Genomic DNA, 21,319 nt, shown 5'->3' on the forward strand with positions numbered 1-21,319 from the left:
CTTATTTTTATGGTCATGTATTTACTTGTTTTCTGTCATATAAGCATTTAAACGTTCCATACCAGCAACTAAGTTATCCATACTTGCGGCATAACTTAGGCGGATATAACCTTTACCAGATTCGCCAAAGGCAGTACCCGGAATTAAAGCAAGCTTGTGATTGAATGCTAGGTCTTTGCAAAATGCCATTGCATCTTGATTATAACCTTCAGGGATTTTAGCAAAGATATAAAAAGCGCCACTGGGTTCCGCCATTTCAAAGTGCATTTTTTTCATCTCTGTCATTACAAAATCACGACGTTTTTTATATTCAACGTTCATAATACGACCGTCATCCTTACCATCGCGTAAAGCGGCAATACCAGCACGTTGTGAAACACTCGTTGCGGATGTAACTAGATATTGGTGGACCTTCTTTAATTCGTCAGTCATAGCTTTAGGTGCGAGTAAAAACCCAATTCGCCAACCTGTCATTGCATGTGACTTAGATAAGCCATTGATTAAGACAGTCTGGTCACGAATATATTTAGCAATCGAAATATGGTTATGTCCATAAGTTAATTCACTATAAATTTCGTCACTGATAGCCCAAAGCTTTTGTGTTCGGATTTCATCGGTTATCGCAATAATTTCGTCTTCAGTCCAAGAAATACCAGTTGGATTACTTGGATTAATCAAGATAATCCCCTTAATGGTTTCGTCGGGATTGTCAGCAATGGCTTGGTTAATCATGTCGGGCGTTAATCTGAAGTTGTTATCACGTGTATCAATGTAGATGGGTTTAATCCGGTTTAAGGTAATTAATGGCATGTAACCGGGATAAAGCGGAGTAGGAACAAGAACCGCATCCCCCGGATTGAAAATAGTTTGTAAGGCAGTTGCGATAGCTTCAGTAGCACCAACCGTGACTAATATTTCAGATTGAGCATCATAACTAACACCATATTTTTCATTGAAAAATTCACTGGCGGCCGTACGTAATTCAATGTCGCCAGCCATTCCCATATAATGGGAGTAATTTTCATTAATGGCTTCAATGGCAGCCTTTTTAATATGATCCGGCGTATTGAAATCTGGTTCGCCCATAGTTAACTTAATCATACCGGGAATTTGGCTCACTTCATCATCAAATTGACGAATATCTGAAACTTCTATTTTGAATACTTGATCGTTCAAATCTTTTCTAAATAAACCCATTTTATCGGCCTCCAAGTCTAATAACTAATAGTTTAGCATAAAAACATGTTAAGAAACGATTATAATCTGTATAATCAGGTGTAAATACGGAGAAACTTTGGTATTATTAACTATGATATTGAAAGGGGAACAACTATGAAAAATTCTCAGTTAGTCGCAATCATTAGCCGCTTAGAGGCTATGCAAAAAGAAGAAAACGGCGAAATCCAAACAAGACACTTCGAACGTGAAGGCGTTGAAAAAGGAATCGTTGAATATGATCCAGCTATGAAGGCATATACGTTAGAAGATTTAGGTAACCATACTAGATTTCCATTTGATGATATTGATTTAATTGCAATGGAAGTTTACGATTTATTGTTTGGTTAATCATTAACTGAAACATAGATTTAAAGACATTTTCGTGTTCTCGAAAATCGATCTTAAAAAAATGGAGGCACTAAGATGCGGTCAACTTTAAAATATGTTCAGGATAAATTGAGCTCAAGATGGGGTTTCTTCCTCTTGACGCTCGTTTTATTTTGGATTAAAACTGTCGTTGCGTACGAAACAAAATTTACGCTTGGTTCGACGGGGAGCATGCAACAATTTTTACTTTATTTAAACCCAATCCCAACGGCTTTATTACTGTTCGGAATTGCAATTTACTTTAGAGGTAAAAAATCATATTGGATTTTGCTGATTGTTGATTTTATTCAAACAACATGGCTTTTTGCAAATATGGTCTATTATCGTGAATTTTCAGATTTTCTATCACTAGGAATCATTAAAAATTCAGGTTCAGTTGCAAATAACTTAGATAAAGGAATTGCTGGTATTTTACGTCCAACTGATTTTTTCGTTTATCTTGATGTTATTCTTCTAATTTTGTTACTTATATTTAAGTTAGTCAAAATTGATTATAATCCAATCAAGAAACGTTACGCTTTTATTGTGACAATTGCGTCTATTCTTTTAACTGCCGGTAACTTAGGTCTAGCCGGTAAAGATCGTCCTCAATTGTTAACGAGAACTTTTGATAATAACTATATTGTTAAATATTTGGGCTTAAATTTCTATGCCGGATATAACGTTTATCAAACACAAAAAGAAAGTGCGACACGTAAAAATGCAACATCAAAAGATATGGATGAAGTCCTGAGTTATTTGAATAAGAATCGTGCGGGTTCAAATATTCAATACTATGGAAAAGCAAAGGGTAAAAACGTCTTTGTGCTTCATTTAGAAAGTTTCCAACAGTTCATGATTGATTATAAATGGGATGGGCAAGAAGTAACGCCTACCATTAATAAATATTATCATGATCAAAACACGTTATCGTTTGATAATTTCTTCCATCAAGTAGGACAGGGGAAAACGTCTGATGCCGAAATGATGTTGGAATCATCACTTTACGGATTACCATCTGGGTCAGCAATGACAACTTATGGGACACAAAATACATTCCAATCAGCGCCAGCTATTCTTGATCAAAAAGGCTATTCAACGGCGGCTTTCCATGGTGACGTGGGTAGTTTCTGGAATCGTAATAATACGTATAAATCATTTGGATACCAATACTTCTTCAGCGAACCTTATTATGATGTCAAAACTAACTACAAAGTTGGTTATGGGATGAAAGATAAGATTTTCTTGAAGCAGTCAACTAAGTACATTGAGCAACTACCTCAACCATTCTATGCGAAATTAATTACATTAACTAACCACTATCCATATGATTTGGATAGTGCAAATGTCTCGATTAAAAAGACGACCACAGATGATAGTACAGTTGATGGATACGTACAAACGTCTAAATACTTGGACCAATCATTTGAAGAATTTGTTAGTTATTTGAAGAAATCTGGGCTATACAAAAATAGTATGATTGTCATGTATGGTGATCATTACGGGATCTCTAATAATCATAAAAAGGCTATTGCACAACTTTTAGGTAAAAAAGAAGTTACGAGTTATGATTTAACAATGTTCCAGAAGGTTCCATTCATGATTCATATGGATGGCCTTAAGGGTGGCATTAATCATACTTATGGTGGTGAAATTGATGTTTTACCAACCTTACTTGATCTATTAGGGGTTAAAAATACGGATACGGTTCAATTTGGTAATGATTTATTGTCAAAAAATCGTAATCAAACCGTGGCCTTTAGAAATGGTGATTTCGTTTCGCCAAACTTTACTAAAGTCGGGAATACGACATACGATACGAAGACCGGTAAAGAAATTAAGACTCTAACGGCGGAACAACAAAAAACTTATGATAAAGAATTGAAGCACGTGACAACGTCATTATCATTATCTGATAGTGTTATCACAGGTGATTTATTAAGATTCTACACGCCAAGTAATTTTACTAAGGTGAATAAATCTGATTACAATTACAAAAAGAGTAAAGCGCTAGAAACACTGAAAAAAGCACAGAAAAAAGAAAAAACAAGCTTAATTGAACAACATGGTGGTGTATCTACTGAAGATCTATTCAAGACAGACGCACCAGAACTGAAATAACGACTAAAGTCATAACACTATGTTATGGCTTTTTTTGTAACCTTTACACAATCTTTACAATTCAACCACATGACCTTTACATTGAAAATATAAACTGGATGTATGAGTTAAATGTCGAGAATTTGCGGAGGAAGTTATGATGAGAAAAGGGCCTTTAGTATTGGTTGGCGGTATTTTAACAGTTATGTTATTAGTTTTATCGGGGTGTGAAACACAATCGAGTTCAGGTAAATCGATCACAATTGTTGGATCAACCGCTTTACAACCGTTAGTAGAAGCGGCTGGTGAACAATATGGTACCGAAAATGTTGGTGTCTTTGTTAACGTTCAGGGTGGTGGTTCCGGAACAGGGTTAAGTCAAGTTCAAGAAAAAGCTGTAAGTATTGGTAATTCGGATGTATTTGCTGAAGAGAAAAAAGGAATCGACGCTAGCAAACTGGTCGATCATCAAGTAGGTGTTGTGGGGATTACACCAGTTGTCAATAAAGATGCTGGCGTTAAAAATGTCTCTAAGAAACAACTTATTGCAATTTTTACCGGTAAGCTTACGAATTGGAAACAATTAGGTGGTGAAGATTTACCAATCGTTCTTTTGAATCGCGCAACTGGTTCCGGAACACGATTAACATTTGAAAAATGGGGCTTAGACGGTCAACAAAGTAAGGATGCACAGGAACAAGATTCGACAGGGATGGTACGTCAGATTGTTGGATCAACGCCCGGTGCAATTAGTTATATGGCATTCTCGTACGTAGATAAAACGGTTGATTCGCTTTCCGTTGATAATGTTAAACCGACTGAAAGTAATGTGGCCTCAAACAAATGGAAAATTTGGTCATATGAACATATGTATACGAATGGTGCACCCACTGGCTTAACTAAACAATTCTTAGACTATATGACGTCAGACAAAATTCAAAAACAAGTTGTTAGTAAATTAGGTTATATTCCAACTACACAGATGGAAGTCAAACGTTCTGTTGATGGAAAAATTACAGCAATTAAGAAGGGGATGTAGGTATGGATCCGATTCGTGAAAGTTTACTAAAAAAGTCTAAAGCATCTAAACTTGAGATGCGCGGCAAAATAATTACTTATTTCTGTATTGGGTTAATTGTTGCCATTGTTCTTGCTATCTTTTATTTTGTGGCTTCAAAGGGATTAGCGACATTCTTTACTGATAAAGTGTCAATTAAAGATTTTTTATTGGGTAAAAGTTGGAATCCCGGAACACTAGACAAATCAGGTAAGCCAGAAGTTGGTGCTTTACCCATGATTTCTGGATCGTTCTTTGTCACATTCTTATCAGCATTAATTGCGACACCATTTGCGATTGGAACGGCCATTTTTATGGTTGAAATATCGCCTAATAAAGGTAGTCGAATTTTACAACCGGTTACTGAATTATTAGTCGGTATTCCTTCAGTCGTGTATGGATTTATCGGTCTTTCAGTAGTTGTACCTTTTGTCCGAAGTATTTTTGGTGGGACAGGGTTTGGTATTTTATCAGGAACATTCGTTTTATTTGTGATGATCTTGCCAACGGTCACGTCAATGACTGTTGATACCTTGAAATCAGTCCCTCGCTACTACCGTGAAGCTTCATTAGCTTTAGGAGCAACCCGCTGGCAAACAATCTATAAAGTTATTTTAAGGGCAGCAACACCGGGCATTATGACTGCTGTTGTCTTCGGGATGGCACGTGCTTTTGGTGAGGCTTTAGCTGTTCAAATGGTTATTGGTAATGCATCATTAATGCCATCAAGTTTAATTACACCATCATCAACATTAACAAGTATTTTGACAATGGGAATTGGAAATACGGTCATGGGTTCATTAGAAAATAATGCGCTTTGGTCACTTGCCTTAATTCTATTATTAATGTCATTATTCTTTAATATGGTTGTAAGAGTTATTGGTAAGAGAGGGGCGCTTAAATAATGAATCCTAAAAAAGCAGATAAAATTGCTACAAGTATTTTATACGGTATCGCAGGATTTGTTGTTCTAGTTCTGGCTGCTTTACTTGGTTATATATTAGTTCGGGGATTACCACATATTAGCTGGCAGTTCTTAACAACTCCCGCGAAATCATTTTCAAGCGGCGGTGGTGTTGGTGTTCAGTTATTTAACTCATTCTATCTCTTGTTATTAACGTTACTGATTTCATTTCCTATCTCATTGGGAGCGGGTATTTGGCTATCAGAATATGCAAAGAACAACTGGGTAACAACCGTTATCAGAACATCGGTTGAAATTTTAAGTTCATTACCTTCAGTTGTCGTTGGTCTTTTTGGTTTCTTAATTTTCGTTGTTCAATTTAACTTTGGATTTTCAATTCTATCGGGTGCATTAGCGTTAACATTCTTTAATTTACCTTTATTAACAAGATCAATTGAAGAATCATTACGTGCAATTCCGTACTCACAACGTGAAGCTGGGTTTTCATTAGGTTTGTCACGTTGGGAAACAGTGACAAGAGTAGTTGTTCCGGATGCGGTACCTGGTATTTTAACGGGGGTTATTTTAAGTGCTGGCCGAATCTTTGGTGAAGCCGCTGCCTTAATTTACACGGCCGGACAAAGTGCACCTGCTTTAGATTTCACAAACTGGAATCCAGCAAATATTGCAAGTCCATTAAATCCAATGCGTCCAGCTGAAACTTTAGCCGTTCATATTTGGAAGATTAACTCAGAAGGTATTATGCCGGATGCATCTGCTGTTTCAGCTGGCGCATCGGCCGTCTTAATCATCGCCGTTTTATTATTTAACTTCTTGGCACGTTTTGGTGGTAAGGCACTTTATCGTAAAATCACATCAAGCAAATAAATCATTCAGGGGGTCAAGAATATGGCAGAAAATAATATTGAAAAATCTAGAATTATGACCTTCAATGAGGATAAACATGAAATTGCCTTAGAGACAAAAGATTTACATGTTCATTATGGGTCTAATGAAGCAATTAGGGATGTTAGTTTACAATTTGAACGGTTTAAAATAACGGCATTAATTGGTGCGTCTGGTTCTGGTAAATCAACTTACCTAAGGTCATTGAACCGGATGAATGATGGGATTGCTGATGTCACAGGGAAAATTATCTATCGTGACTTGGACATTAATAAAGATGACGTTGATATTTATGAAATGAGAAAACATATTGGGATGGTTTTTCAACGACCTAACCCATTTTCAAAATCAATTTATGAAAATATTACGTTTGCTTTAAAACGCCATGGTATGAAGGATAAACAATTACTTGAAGAACGTGTTGAAAAATCGTTAAAACAGGCCGCACTCTGGGATCAAGTTAAAGATGATTTGAATGTCAGTGCCTTATCATTATCTGGTGGACAACAACAACGTTTGTGTATTGCTAGAGCAATCGCCATGGAACCTGATATTCTATTGTTAGATGAACCAGCGAGTGCCTTAGATCCAATTTCAAGTCGAATTGTTGAAGAATCACTTTTAGAGTTAAAAGAAAAATACACAATTATTATTGTGACTCATAATATGCAACAAGCATCACGTATTTCGGATTACACGGCATTTTTCCATTCAGGAAATGCGGTTGAATTTGATAAAACGACAACTATTTTCACACGACCTACAATTAAATTAACGGATGACTATGTTTCAGGAAACTTCGGTTAAGGGGGAGCGCAAATGAGTAAGATAATTGAAACGAATGATGTTCATTTGTATTATGGTAAGAAAGAAGCGCTCAAAGGCATTGATCTCGATTTTAATGAAAAGGGAATTACCGCATTAATTGGACCATCCGGTTGTGGTAAATCAACTTATTTAAGAACGTTAAATCGCATGAATGATTTAATCCCGGGCGTCACTATTACTGGTGCCGTAAAATTAAAAGGTGAAGATATCTATGGTCCTAAAATGGATACGGTAAGTTTACGTAAAAATGTGGGTATGGTATTCCAACAACCTAATCCATTTCCATTCTCAATTTATGAAAATGTCGTTTATGGCTTGCGTTTGGCTGGTATTAAAGATAAAGCGACATTAGACGAAGCCGTTGAAAAAAGTTTAAAACAGGCGGCCGTTTGGGATGACGTCAAAGATGATTTAGGGAAAAATGCGCTCGCTTTATCCGGTGGACAACAACAACGTGTCTGCATCGCACGCGTATTAGCGGTTGAACCTGAAGTTATTTTATTAGATGAACCCACTAGTGCTTTGGACCCAGGTTCAAGTAGTAAAATCGAAAATATGTTGCTAGAATTGCGTGAAAAATATACTATTATAATAGTGACTCATAATTTACAACAAGCTTCTCGAATTTCAGATCGAACGGCTTTCTTTTTGGAAGGCCATTTAATTGAAGTTGCACCAACGAGAGAATTATTTACACAACCTAAGCATCAAGAAACGGATGACTACATTAGTGGTCGATTCGGTTAAGGGAGGAAGACAAAATCATGCGATTACTTTTTGATGAAGAACAAGAAAAGCTACACATTAGATTTAGTGAAATGGGCATGATGGTTAGTGAAGCAATTCATAAATCTGTCAGCGCCTTCATTAATCACGACAAGGAATTGGCTCATGAAGTCATTGTCGGGGATTACAAGATTAACGAACGTGAGATGAAGTTGGAAAAACAAACGCTTGAAATGATTGCTTTGTACCAACCGGTAACGAGCGATTTACGAGATATCGTCACTGTCTTGAAGGCTATTTCGGACTTAGAACGAATGGGTGACCATGCGGTAAGTATCGCAAGATCGACAATCCGTGTTAAAGGTAATCCTAGAGTGCGAGAAATCGAAGATGAAATCGGTATTATGGGCGACCATGCACGTAAAATGGTTGAAGAAGTTCTAACTGCCTACATTAAAAAAGATGCTGAAAAAGCACGTAAAGTGGCTAAATCAGATCTTGAAATTGATCAGTACTTTACAACTATTTATGATCAATGTATCCATGAAATGAAGACTAATCCGGAAACGGTTGTGGGAAGTGCTGACTATTTAATGGTTGCCACATACCTTGAACGTATCGGTGATTATGTGACTAACGTCTGTGAATGGATTGTATACTTGAAAAATGGTCGGATTACTGAATTAAACCCCGGTAAATCTGAGTTAGAAAAAGAAAACGAATAAGTAGTAGTTATTCGATAGCTGACAATTTAATAATTGTTAGCTATTTTTTTAGTTAAACGTTAAAATTTAAGTAAAGAACGCGCTTTAGAATTGTCAAATAAGTATGATAAGAAGTACAATAGTGGTAGATTATTCTGAATGGAGGAACTATAAAATGAAAACAAATAAAAAATTTACAAAATCAAACAATAGAATTATATCTGGCGTTGCAGCTGGACTTGCTGAATACTTGAATTGGAATCCAACGCTTGTCAGATTTCTATTCTTAATGCTAATTTTTGCGACAAAAGGCGCATTTATCCTTGTCTATATCTTGTTAGCAATTAGTATTCCGGGAAAGAAACGTTCATTTACTAGTTCTTTTGAGCAGTTTACATCTAGTGCTGGTCAACGAACTGGATCAACAACCAAAAATAAAAGTGACCGTAAAATTATAAAAGATGTTGAAGTAACGGATAAAAAATAATAATGAGGTGATTCATATGGGATTTTGGCAACGTGTTTTAATTAATGCCGTGTTATTCTTGGCAATATCTGGTTTCTTTCCGGATACACTATTCGTAAAAAGTATCTGGGTAGCGTTAATTGCCAGTTTTGTATTAGCTGTTTTAAATATGTTAGTTAAACCATTCTTAGTGATACTGTCACTACCGGTGACAGTATTTAGTTTAGGCTTTTTCTATCTAATCATTAATGCGTTCATGTTACAAATGACGTCCTTTTTCGTGGGTAATGAATTTAAATTCTCGAGTTTTTGGGCGGCATTTGTGATTTCAATCGTGATGAGTATTTCCAACACGATTGTAACAAATTACTTTATTCAAAATAGACAATAGGGGGCACTAATATGGCCAATGAAGTCTCAGTTAGAAATTTAGTAGATGCAATGGGATTAACCGTTTTAATTGGAAAAGAGTACCTGGATGATAAAAAAATAACAACAAGTGATATCTCACGTCCGGGTCTTGAATTGACGGGGTATTTTAATTTTTACCCTAAAGAACGTATTCAGTTATTTGGGATGACGGAGCATGCTTATGCAAACGGATTAACACATGAGAATCGGCAAGTTGTGATGGATCAACTGGCGACAGACCAAACGCCATGTTTTGTTGTTTCAAATGATTTAGATGTGCCACTTGAACTGTTAGAGATTGTTAAAGAGAGACATATTCCAATCTTAATTTCTAAGTTAACAACTTCTCGTCTATCTTCTAACATGGTTAACTATCTGGAAGCTAGACTTTCAGAACGCCAATCAATTCATGGTGTTTTAGTCGATATTTATGGACTTGGTGTGATGATTACCGGTGATTCAGGTGTTGGTAAATCAGAAACAGCACTTGAATTAATTAGACGTGGTCATCGATTAATTGCTGATGATCGTGTAGATGTTTTCCAAAAAGATGAAGAGACACTCGTTGGTGAAGCGCCTGCAATTTTGAAACATTTACTTGAAATTCGTGGCATTGGTATTATTGATATCATGAATTTATTTGGTGCAGGTGCAGTCCGTGATGACACGGATATCTCACTTATTATTCATTTAGAGAATTGGTCACCAGATAAACAATTTGATCGATTGGGTAATGGTGAAGAGTTCGTGAAGATTTTCGATGTGAATTTACCTAAAATTTCGGTACCAGTTAAAACTGGACGTAACTTGGCCATCATTATTGAAGTCGCTGCGATGAACTTCCGTGCGAAAACCATGGGTTATGATGCAACAAAAGTATTTGAAGATAATTTAAATGGATTAATCCAAACAAATTCAAAAAAAGATTAGAGATTGGATGAGAGTGAATTGAATTTTTTATTAGCCGCATTGAATCCTATAGCCTTTAAATTAGGCCCTAGTGAAGTCCGCTGGTATGGTGTCATCATTGCCAGTGCCGTGATTCTTGCGATTATCTTGGCAATATTTGAAGGTAAGAAGATAGGTATCGATGAAGATACCATTTATGATATGGTTTTATGGGCATTACCAATCTCAATTGTTTCCGCACGTCTCTATTATGTTGTTTTTGAGTGGTCTTATTACTCACAACATCTAAGCGAGATTTATCGAATCTGGGATGGTGGAATCGCCATTTACGGTGGCTTAATTGGGGCAATAATAACAGTCGTTGTGTTCAGTCAGCGCCGTCATTTATCAGCATGGCTGTTGTTCGATTTAGCGGCACCAGTTGTTTTACTCGCACAGTCAATTGGCCGTTGGGGTAATTTTGTTAATCAAGAGGCCCATGGTGGAAAGACAACGTTAGAGGCGTTACAAAATTTACATCTACCTGGATTTATTATTAATCAAATGAATATTGACGGTACATATTATCAACCAACGTTCTTATATGAATCATTGTGGAGTCTGGTCGGCTTCTTCATCTTAATTAGCTTACGACATCGATTACACCTTTTTAAACGCGGTGAGATTTTATTTACGTACCTTATCTGGTATTCATTTGGTCGGTTCTTTATTGAAGGAATGAGAACGGATAGCTTAATGTTATTCTCAACAATCCGTGTTTCTCAATTGCTTTCATTAGTGATTTTTGTTGGCTCAATTAGTTGGTTGTTATTAAGAAGATATTGGGAACCACAGAATCAATGGTATTTGGACGGACAATAGAAATAAATTTAATGCTATTAGACTTAGAATTTGGTATGCTTAGAATGAATAAATTTTGAAGGAGATTATATAATGACAAAAAAAGTAGCAGTATTAGGTGCCGGTTCTTGGGGCAGTATCTTGGCTGATATCCTAACTGAAAATGGTCATGATGTCAGACTTTGGTCAAATGTTCCAGCACAAGTAGCAGAAATGAATGAGTTCCATACGAACACACATTACTTGGATGATTATACTTATTCTAAAGATCTACATGCATATGACGATTTAAAAGAAGCTTTGGATCAAGTTGACGCTATTTTATTTGTTGTTCCAACAAAAGCAAGCCGTATCGTTGCTAAACAAGTAGCAACGATCTTAAAAGAAACAGGTAACAAACCAATTGTTATTCATGCAAGTAAAGGATTAGAACAAGTAACACATAAACGTATTTCAGAAGTAATTGAAGAAGAAATTTCTGCTGATATTCGTGGTAGTGTCGTTGTCTTTTCTGGTCCAAGTCATGCTGAAGAAGTTGCTAATCGTGATTTAACAACAATCGTATCAGCAAGTGCTGATCCTGCTGCTGCAAGTTTTGTTCAAGATCTCTTCATGAATAAATTCTTGAGAATCTACACAAACAATGATGTTATTGGTGTAGAAATTGGCGCAGCTATGAAAAATATTATTGCCGTTGGTGCTGGTATGTTACATGGTATGGGCTATGGCGATAATGCTAAAGCGGCTTTAATTACTCGTGGATTAGCAGAAATTGCGCGTTTAGGAACATCATTTGGTGCTAACCAGTTAACTTTTATGGGTCTTTCTGGTGTGGGTGATTTAATCGTTACAGCTACGAGTGTACATTCACGTAACTGGCGTGCCGGTGACCAATTAGGCAAAGGTAAATCATTAGATGACGTTGTTGCTGACATGGGTATGGTTATTGAAGGTGTTGGTACGGCTAAAGCAGCTTATGAATTAGCCCAACAACAAGGAATTGATATGCCAATTACAAATGCTATCTATGATGTCCTATATAATAATAAAGAAATTAACTTGGTAATCGAGTCTTTACTTAACCGTGAAGGTAAAGCTGAATTAGCAGAATAAAAGGGGATTAAACAATGCAAAAAGTTAAGAAAGCTATTATTCCTGCTGCCGGATTAGGAACGCGATTCTTACCAGCAACTAAAGCAATGGCAAAAGAAATGCTCCCAATTGTTGATAAACCAACGATTCAATTCATTGTTGAAGAGGCACGTCAATCAGGTATCGAAGATATCTTAATTGTTACGGGTAAAGGAAAACGACCAATTGAAGATCATTTTGATTCAGTGCCAGAACTTGAGGCTAATTTAGCAGCAAAGCATAAAGATGAATTACTTAAGTTAGTTGAAGAAACAACAGATATTAACTTGTATTTCATTCGCCAATCACATCCAAGAGGTCTTGGTGACGCTGTTTTAATGGCTAAAGATTTTGTTGGTGATGAACCTTTTGTTGTTATGTTAGGCGACGATTTAATGGAAGATAAAGTTCCATTAACGCGTCAATTGATGAATCGTTTTGATGAAACGCATGCATCAACTTTGGCTGTAATGAATGTCCCACACGAAGAAGTGTCGAAGTATGGTGTGATCAATCCAGAAGTTGAAGTTAAACCTGGCTTATTTAATGTTAAAAACTTTGTTGAAAAACCTACGCCTGAAGAGGCACCAAGCGATTTGGCTATCATCGGTCGTTACTTATTAACACCCGAAATTTTTGGGATTCTTGAACATCAGAAACCGGGTGCTGGTAACGAAGTTCAGTTGACTGATGCCATTGATGCATTGAATAAAGTACAACGTGTTTTTGCCCATGAATTTAAGGGTACGAGATATGACGTTGGATATAAGTTTGGTTACCTCAAGACAAGTATTGAGTATGGCCTGAAACATAAAGAAGTTAAAGATGAATTAAAAGAATACTTGAAAACTTTAGGTGCAAAATTAATCGCAGAAGATGCGGCTAAAAGTAAATAAGACTATCTTTAAAATTAAATGGGTCGCAAGTTGGTTAAACTTGAGACCCATTTTTTATTTGAAGGGCAAGCAATTAGATGGACAAAAAAAGATGCATGGCGTATTGTTATATTACTTACTAAAAGGAAGAAGGTTAGGCTAATGACGAAAAAATATGATGTAGTTGTGATTGGTGCTGGACCCGGTGGAATGACTGCTGCGCTCTACGCATCACGTGCAAATCTATCGGTTTTAATGATTGATCGTGGTATTTATGGTGGACAAATGAATAATACGGCCGAAGTTGAAAATTATCCTGGTTTCAAATCAATCTTAGGACCTGATTTGGCAAAAGAAATGTACGAAAGTTCGACACAGTTTGGAGCAGAATATGCTTATGGAAGCGTAAGCGATATTACAACCGAAGGTGACACGAAATTTATTACAACGGATAGCGATGTTTTTGAAACAAAAGCCTTAATTATTGCAACTGGTTCAGAGTATAAAAAATTAGGTGCTGAAGGCGAAGAAACCTTTGGTGGACGAGGCGTGTCATACTGTGCGGTGTGTGATGGGGCATTCTTTAAAAATCGTGAAGTTGTTGTTATTGGTGGCGGAGATTCAGCGATTGAAGAAGGTTCTTATTTAACACAATTAGCATCTAAGGTGACTGTTATTCATCGTCGTGACAAGTTACGCGCTCAAAAAATCTTGCAGGATCGTGCATTTGCAAACGATAAAATGGATTTTGTTTGGGATAGTAACGTCACAGATATCGTTGGTGATGATCGTAAAGTGACTGGTGTTAAAGTAACGAATAATCAAACTGGCGAAACGTCAGAAGTACCTGCCAGTGGTGTCTTTATCTATGTTGGTGTTAAACCAATGACAACGGCGTTCACAAAGCTTGGCATTACTGATGATTACGGTTGGATTCCAACTGACGAAAATATGCGTACTAACGTACCCGGTATTTTTGCAATTGGTGATGTTCGTAAGAAAGAATTGCGTCAGATTACGACTGCCGTTGGTGATGGTGGGATTGCTGGACAACAAGCGTTCGGTTATCTTGAATCATTAAAAGATGCAGAATTAAACTAAAAGATTGAATGGGCCTATTTATGGGCCTATTTTTTTTGCTTGACTTTATGTGCAAATGCACATTATACTTATTTAAACTACTTATGCATAAAATAGTGTATAAACGTAAATCTAAGCGAGAAGAGAATTAGAATGACAAACAAAAAAAGAAACACAATCGGTGCAATTTTATTACTAGCGACTTTTGCCGCATTGCTAAATCAAACACTGATGATTACTGCCTTACCAAAATTAATTTCGGTGTTAAATGTTAATTTTGCAACGGCCCAATGGTTAACAACGGGATATATTTTAATGGTCGGGATTTCGACGCCATTGTCCGCAACCCTGTATGAAAAATATTCAACAAGACAGATCTTTATCGGAATTATGGTTGTTTTCCTTGTTGGTAGCCTGGTTGCATCAAGTGGTGCAAATTTCTGGGCAATCTTATTAGGTCGATTAATTCAGGCCGCAGCCGGTGGTGTGTTAACGACTTTCACGATGATTAGTATGATTACGATTAATCCAATTGAACGTCGTGGAACTGTAATGGGTCTTTCAATGCTGGTGATTTCAGCTGCTCCGGCAATTGGGCCAACATTATCAGGGGTCATGATTACCTTTTTACCATGGAGAGCATTATTTATTTTTATTATTCCAATCATGCTTACCATCTTAATTATTGGGTTATTCATTTTACCTAACTACTCAGAAAAACAAGCAGCTAAAATTGATTTTAAATCATTTTTCTCATCATCAATTGGACTAACGGCCATCTTAATTGGTATTTCAATTATTAGAGAACAAGTATTAATTGCACTGGGACTTATTGTAATTGGAACCTTAATTATGGTTTACTTTGGTCGACGTCAATTAACACTTAAAGAACCTTTCTTGAATATTCGTATTTTTAAAGTACGGTCATTTTCTACAATGATTTCATTAATTATGCTTGTTTTTGGTATCTTATTAGGAACTGAGCTAGTCATGCCAATGTTTCTAGAAAATAACCAACACCTATCAGGTATGACTGCTGGATTAATTATGTTGCCGGGAGCAGCAATTAATGCTATCATTTCTCCTATTGTTGGTAATCTCTATGACCAATATGGGTATAAAAAAATATTCGTGTTTGGCTTTTCAATGTTGATGATTTCAGTCTTGCCAATGCTATTATTAACAGCTGAATTTCCCATTTGGCTCTCGGTTGTCACATATGCCATTCGTTTGGCAGGAGTTGGTGCGGTGATGGCACCAGCCACGACTGAAGCATTGAAGGATTTGAGTCCAGTAGAGATTAATCACGCAACAACGCTAACCAATACATTAAGACAAATTAGTGGGTCATTATTTAATACAATTATTATTGTTATTGCCAGTATTCCGGCATCATTTGTAATTGGCTACCGTTTTTCAATGATCTTTATTATGGTAATCTCAATGCTAATCGGATTAATCGGATTAGTTTACTTTAGAAAAGAAAGAAAAAATTAAGGAGTTTTGAGATGCAAAATATGAATGGACGTTCTTTTTACGATACGCATGAAGTTGAAAAATTGACAACAATTTACAATAGAATGATTCGTTTAAGAATAAATGACACTTTAAAAGAATTTAAACTTTCTGAAAGTAATTTTTTTTATGTGTTATTAGTTTGTGAATCTCCTGGAATTAGTCAGGATAAACTAATCCAAAATATTTACCGGGATCACAGTGTCGTGACGCGTGCCATCTCAAAACTAATTAAAAATGGTTGGATTGAAAAGAAAATGTCCGACGTTGATAAACGGCAGACAGAACTCTACCCGACAGCTAAAGCGATTAATAACTATCAAGTTATTTTTGACAGAGTAACCGCCGTTAATGACGAGAGTGTAGCAGTCCTTAGCGAGGGAGAGACCGAGCAATTTAAGGTCCTTTTAGAGAAAGTAATTCAAGCAGGAATTGAGCGGGAACGCCTTTCTGGGAAAAAGATATCAGAATTATTCTGATATCTTTTTTATTATCCTGAATAGTAAGCGCATTTATTGTATAATAGAAATATTATATGAATGGGAGTGATATTTTGACTTGGGAAGACAGTTATTCAACATGGTTAAATGAAGAAACGTTAGATGCAACGCTCAAAAATCAAATTGTTTCGCTTAAAAATAACCAAGAAGATTTAAAGGAAGCTTTTTATCAACCAATGGAATTCGGTACTGCTGGGATGCGTGGTTTGATGGGACCCGGAATTAACCGGATGAACATTTACACAATTCGTCAAGCAACTGAAGGATTAGCACGTTTTATGGACACGTTAGATGATGTAACTAAAATGCGCGGTGTCGCAATTAGTTACGATTCACGATACCAATCACAAGAGTTTGCTATGGAATCAGCTCGCGTTTTAGGTGTTCATGGTATTCCAAGTTTTGTCTTTGAAAGTTTACGTCCTACGCCAGAATTGTCATTTGCAGTTCGTCATTTAGCTACTTATGCCGGCATTATGATTACAGCTAGCCATAACCCTAAACAGTACAATGGTTACAAGATTTACGGTGAAGATGGTGGTCAAATGCCACCTGAAGAATCAGATATGATTACCGGTTTTGTTCGTGAAGCTGATGATTTATTTGCTATTAAAGTAGGCGATGAAACAGCATTAAAAGCTGATAAAACGATTCAAATTATTGGTGAAGAAGTCGATGCTGCGTACCTTGCCGAAGTTAAAAAAGTCACGATTAATCAAAAATTAGTTGATGAAGTTGGTTCTTCAATGAAACTTGTTTTCACACCACTTCATGGAACAGGTAAAATGTTGGGCGAACGTGCTTTGAAACAAGCCGGCTTTGAACAATTTAAGATTGTGCCTGAACAAGCTGAAGGTGATCCTGAATTTCCAACGGTTAAATTACCTAACCCAGAAGACGCACCAGCATTTGATTTAGCTATCAAATGGGGTCGTCGTGAACATGCCGATTTATTGATTGCTGTTGATCCAGATGCTGATCGTATGGGTGTTGCCGTGCGCCAAGCTGATGGTGAATACAAATTATTAACGGGTAACCAAATTGCCGTTTTAATGTTTAATTACATTTTAACAGCCAGTGAAGATGCGGGCACATTACCTGCCAACGCTGTTGGGGTTAAATCAATTGTTTCAACTGAATTGGCAACTAAAATTGCCAAAGCACATCATGCAAAAATGATTAATGTGTTAACGGGCTTCAAATTTATTGCGGAACAAATTCAAAGTTATGAAGAAACAAATGAACATACCTTCATGTTTGGCTTTGAAGAAAGTTACGGTTACTTAATTCGTCCTTTCGTTCGTGATAAAGATGCTATTCAAGCATTAGTGATGTTGTCTGAAGTGGCTGCTTATTATAAACAATCTGATAAAACGTTATCTGATGGATTAGATGATTTGTTTAAAGAATATGGCTATTACGCTGAAAATACAAAAGCACTAACATTTGAAGGTATTGAAGGCGTTCAAAAAATTAAAGACTTGATGACTATTTTCCGTGAAGATGCGCCTAAAGACTTTGCTGGTTATAAAGTAACTAAGTTAGAAGACTTTACAACTGGTATGGCACAATTAGCTGATGGCACATCTGAAGAAATTGGCTTACCAACGGCAAATGCTTTGAAATATATTTTAGAAGATGGTTCTTGGATTGCAATTCGTCCTTCAGGGACTGAACCAAAAATTAAATTTTATGTGGGAACACAAGCTGAAACGGATGAAAAGGCGCAAGCTAAATGCCTCGCATTTGAAGAAGCAATTATGGCAATCGTCAACGCCTAATTGGAGGGTAGTGCTAAATATAAATTTAGCGCTATTTTTTTAGGAAATAAATGGTAACGCTTGAATTATCTTTTCCATGTATGGTAAGATTGTAAAAATTTAGATAAAAAATGCGAGGGAGCTGTTAATTATGGGAATGCATCAATACTTACAGAGTTTAAGTAATTTAGAAACATTGAGACGAGCACCGGGCTATTTTAAATATGAAGAACATTCAGTAGCGGAGCATTCATTTAAAGTAACGGAAGCTGCTCAATTTTTAGGCGACGTAGAAGAGAATGCTGGAAATAAGATTGATTGGCGGATGTTGTACGAAAAAGCGTTAAATCACGATTATACTGAACGATTTATTGGTGACATTAAAACACCAGTTAAATACGCTACACCAACGTTAAGAGAGATGTTGGCTAATGTTGAAGAATCCTTATCGGAAAACTTTATCGTGAATGAAATTCCAGAAGAATTTCAAGACGCTTATCGTCGTCGGTTGTCGGAAGGCAAAGATGATACCTTAGAAGGCAAAATTTTGTCCGTGGCCGATAAATTGGACTTATTGTATGAATCATTCGGTGAGATTCAAAAGGGTAATCCTGAAGCAGTTTATACTGAAATTTACCAAGAAAGTTTGAAAACGATTCTTGAATTCTCAGATTTAGCGAGTGTGCAATATATTTTACAAGAAATATTACCAGAGTTATTAACTGAAGATTTTACGGATAAAGACAAAATTAAAAAAATAACATTAGATATCATTAAAAAATAAATAAATAAAGAAGGAAGTTATGTATGCTGATAAGTGGGCGTATAGGGCTTCCTTTTTCGATCTCATTAATTAAAAAAAGTCAGTAAAATAAGTGAGATAACGTGCGAAAGTATGTTCGGTATGCTAATATAATTGATAGAGAATAATCATTATTAAATGAGCCTGGTGGGTTATTCCGGGCTTTTTTTATTTCTAGAAATGATTGTATTGGAGGGATTAACTTGATTGATAGACATGATGATGGTGTTTTTGATTTAGTTTCAAAATACGAACCAACTGGTGATCAACCGAAAGCAATTGAAACGTTAGTTGATGGATTGAATGACGGTAAAAAAGAACAAATATTATTAGGTGCAACAGGAACAGGTAAGACGTTTACAATTTCAAATGTGATTAAAGAAGTTAATCGTCCCACGTTAGTCTTGGCACATAATAAAACATTAGCTGGGCAATTATACGGCGAATTAAAAGAATTTTTCCCCAACAATGCGGTTGAATATTTTGTGAGTTATTATGATTATTACCAACCGGAAGCGTACGTACCTTCAAGTGATACGTATATCGAAAAGGATTCAAGTATTAATGATGAGATTGATAAATTACGACATTCAGCAACAAGTTCATTGTTAGAACGTAACGATGTAATTGTTGTTGCATCCGTTTCAAGTATCTTTGGATTGGGTGATCCAACGGAATATCGCGATCACGTGATTTCATTACGAACGGGAATGACGATGGAACGTGATGATTTACTTAGAAAGTTAGTCGATATTCAATTCGAACGAAATGATATTGATTTCCAACGTGGTCGCTTTAGAGTGCACGGCGACATCGTGGAAATTTTCCCAGCATCTCGTGACCAAAAAGCAGTTCGTGTGGAATTCTTTGGCGACGAAATTGATCGTATCCGTGAGGTTGACTCATTAACGGGTGAAGTTATGGGTGAACTTGAACATATGGCTATATTCCCCGCAACGCATTTTATGACTAATGATGACGTTATGGATCATGCCATTGAAGGAATAGAAGAAGAACTTGCCGATCGATTAAAAGAATTAAAAGGTGAAGACAAGTTATTAGAAGCGCAACGTATTGAACAACGAACAACTTACGATTTAGAAATGTTACGTGAAATGGGTTACACCTCAGGAATCGAAAATTATTCGCGTCATATGGATGGTCGAAAACCAGGTGAACCACCTTATACTTTAATTGATTTCTTTCCAAAAGATTTCTTAATTGTTGTTGATGAATCACATGTGACTATGCCACAAATTCGTGGGATGTACAATGGTGATCGCGCGCGTAAACAAATGTTAGTGGACTATGGATTCCGTTTACCTAGTGCCTTAGATAACCGACCATTAACGTTAGCTGAGTTTGAAGGTCATGTAAACCAAGTCATTTATATGTCTGCAACACCGGGTCCTTACGAGAGTGAGCGAACAACGGATGTGGTTCAACAGATTATTCGACCAACCGGATTACTTGATCCGATTATTGAGATTCGACCAATTATGGGTCAAATTGATGATTTAGTTGGCGAAATTAATTTTAGGATAGAACGAAATGAGCGAGTCTTTGTCACAACTTTAACTAAGAAAATGTCAGAAGATTTAACTGATTATTTAAAAGAGTTAGGGATGAAAGTGGCTTACCTGCATAGTGATATTAAGACAATGGAACGAACGAAGATTATTCGCGATTTGCGTCTAGGAACATTTGACGTTTTAATCGGGATTAACTTGTTGCGTGAAGGTATTGATGTGCCTGAAGTTTCATTGGTGACTATCTTAGATGCCGATAAAGAAGGTTTCTTGCGTAGTGAGCGCTCATTAGTGCAAACGATTGGACGAGCGGCTCGAAACGAAAATGGACGCGTTATTATGTACGCTGATAAAGAGACGGATTCAATGAAAGGCGCGATTGAAGAAACACAGCGTCGTCGTGATATCCAAATGGCATACAATAAAGAACACGGTATTACGCCAACGACAATTAAAAAAGCAATTCGCGAATTAATTACGCCAACTAAAATTGAAGATAATTCAGGAACAGTTAAGACATTTACCGAAACAGAATTTTTGGATATGGATAAAAAAGAGCAACAAGATATGGTTGACCGTTTAGAAGGACAAATGAAGGAAGCTGCTAAGAAACTAGATTTCGAAACAGCCGCATCATTACGTGATACGGTATTGGAATTGAAAACACAAATGCTATAAACAGGGGGTTTTTT

General features: G+C 36.5%; 21 protein-coding genes. 20 read left to right on the top strand and 1 reads right to left on the bottom strand.

What is annotated here, in order from left to right; translation table 11 throughout:
- Positions 1-21: 21 nt before the first annotated feature.
- Positions 22-1,197 (bottom strand): pyridoxal phosphate-dependent aminotransferase, encoded by a 1,176-nt coding sequence (locus N0K73_RS05760; RefSeq protein ID WP_057973679.1) that lies wholly within the window; start codon positions 1,195-1,197, stop codon positions 22-24.
- A 135-nt stretch (positions 1,198-1,332) separates the two neighbouring features.
- Between N0K73_RS05760 and N0K73_RS05765 the strand changes: the two genes are divergently transcribed.
- From N0K73_RS05765 to uvrB, 20 genes are all read left to right on the top strand, one after another.
- The gene (locus N0K73_RS05765) at positions 1,333-1,566 is read left to right on the top strand and encodes a YkuJ family protein (RefSeq protein ID WP_057973680.1); all 234 of its coding nucleotides are present in this window, start codon (positions 1,333-1,335) and stop codon (positions 1,564-1,566) included.
- A gap of 75 nt (positions 1,567-1,641) precedes the next feature.
- The gene (locus tag N0K73_RS05770) at positions 1,642-3,705 is read left to right on the top strand and encodes an LTA synthase family protein (RefSeq protein WP_112250389.1); all 2,064 of its coding nucleotides are present in this window, start codon (positions 1,642-1,644) and stop codon (positions 3,703-3,705) included.
- A 184-nt stretch (positions 3,706-3,889) separates the two neighbouring features.
- On the top strand, positions 3,890-4,723 hold the full coding sequence (locus N0K73_RS05775; RefSeq protein ID WP_404825127.1) for a phosphate ABC transporter substrate-binding protein PstS family protein: 834 nt from the start codon (positions 3,890-3,892) through the stop codon (positions 4,721-4,723).
- A 2-nt stretch (positions 4,724-4,725) separates the two neighbouring features.
- The gene (pstC, locus tag N0K73_RS05780; protein ID WP_057973683.1) at positions 4,726-5,646 is read left to right on the top strand and encodes a phosphate ABC transporter permease subunit PstC; all 921 of its coding nucleotides are present in this window, start codon (positions 4,726-4,728) and stop codon (positions 5,644-5,646) included.
- The gene (gene pstA / locus N0K73_RS05785) at positions 5,646-6,533 is read left to right on the top strand and encodes a phosphate ABC transporter permease PstA (protein WP_112250385.1); all 888 of its coding nucleotides are present in this window, start codon (positions 5,646-5,648) and stop codon (positions 6,531-6,533) included. The genes pstC and pstA overlap by 1 nt, the downstream gene beginning before the upstream one ends.
- A gap of 21 nt (positions 6,534-6,554) precedes the next feature.
- Positions 6,555-7,358 carry a phosphate ABC transporter ATP-binding protein PstB gene (gene pstB, locus N0K73_RS05790; protein ID WP_057973685.1) on the top strand — a complete coding sequence of 268 codons (804 nt, stop codon included), beginning with the start codon at positions 6,555-6,557 and terminating at the stop codon, positions 7,356-7,358.
- 12 nt (positions 7,359-7,370) lie between these two features.
- Positions 7,371-8,126: a phosphate ABC transporter ATP-binding protein PstB gene (pstB, locus tag N0K73_RS05795; RefSeq protein ID WP_057973686.1), complete on the top strand. Its 756-nt coding sequence runs from the start codon at positions 7,371-7,373 to the stop codon at positions 8,124-8,126.
- Between the two features lie 17 nt (positions 8,127-8,143).
- Positions 8,144-8,830 (top strand): phosphate signaling complex protein PhoU, encoded by a 687-nt coding sequence (phoU, locus tag N0K73_RS05800; protein ID WP_057973687.1) that lies wholly within the window; start codon positions 8,144-8,146, stop codon positions 8,828-8,830.
- 154 nt (positions 8,831-8,984) lie between these two features.
- Positions 8,985-9,296 carry a PspC domain-containing protein gene (locus N0K73_RS05805; protein ID WP_057973688.1) on the top strand — a complete coding sequence of 104 codons (312 nt, stop codon included), beginning with the start codon at positions 8,985-8,987 and terminating at the stop codon, positions 9,294-9,296.
- 16 nt (positions 9,297-9,312) lie between these two features.
- Positions 9,313-9,666: a phage holin family protein gene (locus tag N0K73_RS05810; protein WP_112250381.1), complete on the top strand. Its 354-nt coding sequence runs from the start codon at positions 9,313-9,315 to the stop codon at positions 9,664-9,666.
- Positions 9,667-9,677: 11 nt separating this feature from the next.
- Positions 9,678-10,616, top strand: a complete 939-nt coding sequence (gene hprK, locus N0K73_RS05815; protein WP_057973690.1) for an HPr(Ser) kinase/phosphatase — start codon at positions 9,678-9,680, stop codon at positions 10,614-10,616.
- 18 nt (positions 10,617-10,634) lie between these two features.
- On the top strand, positions 10,635-11,456 hold the full coding sequence (gene lgt, locus N0K73_RS05820) for a prolipoprotein diacylglyceryl transferase (protein WP_112250401.1): 822 nt from the start codon (positions 10,635-10,637) through the stop codon (positions 11,454-11,456).
- A gap of 72 nt (positions 11,457-11,528) precedes the next feature.
- Positions 11,529-12,548 (top strand): NAD(P)H-dependent glycerol-3-phosphate dehydrogenase, encoded by a 1,020-nt coding sequence (locus N0K73_RS05825; protein ID WP_057973691.1) that lies wholly within the window; start codon positions 11,529-11,531, stop codon positions 12,546-12,548.
- Positions 12,549-12,562: 14 nt separating this feature from the next.
- On the top strand, positions 12,563-13,462 hold the full coding sequence (gene galU / locus N0K73_RS05830; RefSeq protein ID WP_112250379.1) for a UTP--glucose-1-phosphate uridylyltransferase GalU: 900 nt from the start codon (positions 12,563-12,565) through the stop codon (positions 13,460-13,462).
- A gap of 141 nt (positions 13,463-13,603) precedes the next feature.
- Positions 13,604-14,542, top strand: coding sequence for a thioredoxin-disulfide reductase (gene trxB, locus N0K73_RS05835; RefSeq protein ID WP_057973693.1), 939 nt, complete (start codon positions 13,604-13,606; stop codon positions 14,540-14,542).
- A gap of 132 nt (positions 14,543-14,674) precedes the next feature.
- A complete protein-coding gene (locus tag N0K73_RS05840; RefSeq protein ID WP_112250377.1) occupies positions 14,675-16,018 on the top strand; it encodes a DHA2 family efflux MFS transporter permease subunit in 1,344 nt (447 codons plus the stop codon).
- 11 nt (positions 16,019-16,029) lie between these two features.
- Positions 16,030-16,515: a MarR family winged helix-turn-helix transcriptional regulator gene (locus N0K73_RS05845; RefSeq protein ID WP_057973695.1), complete on the top strand. Its 486-nt coding sequence runs from the start codon at positions 16,030-16,032 to the stop codon at positions 16,513-16,515.
- Positions 16,516-16,589: 74 nt separating this feature from the next.
- The gene (locus N0K73_RS05850; RefSeq protein WP_112250399.1) at positions 16,590-18,317 is read left to right on the top strand and encodes a phospho-sugar mutase; all 1,728 of its coding nucleotides are present in this window, start codon (positions 16,590-16,592) and stop codon (positions 18,315-18,317) included.
- A 130-nt stretch (positions 18,318-18,447) separates the two neighbouring features.
- Positions 18,448-19,080 carry a YfbR-like 5'-deoxynucleotidase gene (locus N0K73_RS05855; protein ID WP_057973696.1) on the top strand — a complete coding sequence of 211 codons (633 nt, stop codon included), beginning with the start codon at positions 18,448-18,450 and terminating at the stop codon, positions 19,078-19,080.
- A 221-nt stretch (positions 19,081-19,301) separates the two neighbouring features.
- Positions 19,302-21,305, top strand: coding sequence for an excinuclease ABC subunit UvrB (gene uvrB / locus N0K73_RS05860; protein WP_112250375.1), 2,004 nt, complete (start codon positions 19,302-19,304; stop codon positions 21,303-21,305).
- The last annotated feature ends 14 nt before the right edge of the window (positions 21,306-21,319 follow it).

The organism is Dellaglioa algida (genome assembly GCF_030127605.1).
GTDB lineage: Bacteria > Bacillota > Bacilli > Lactobacillales > Lactobacillaceae > Dellaglioa > Dellaglioa algida.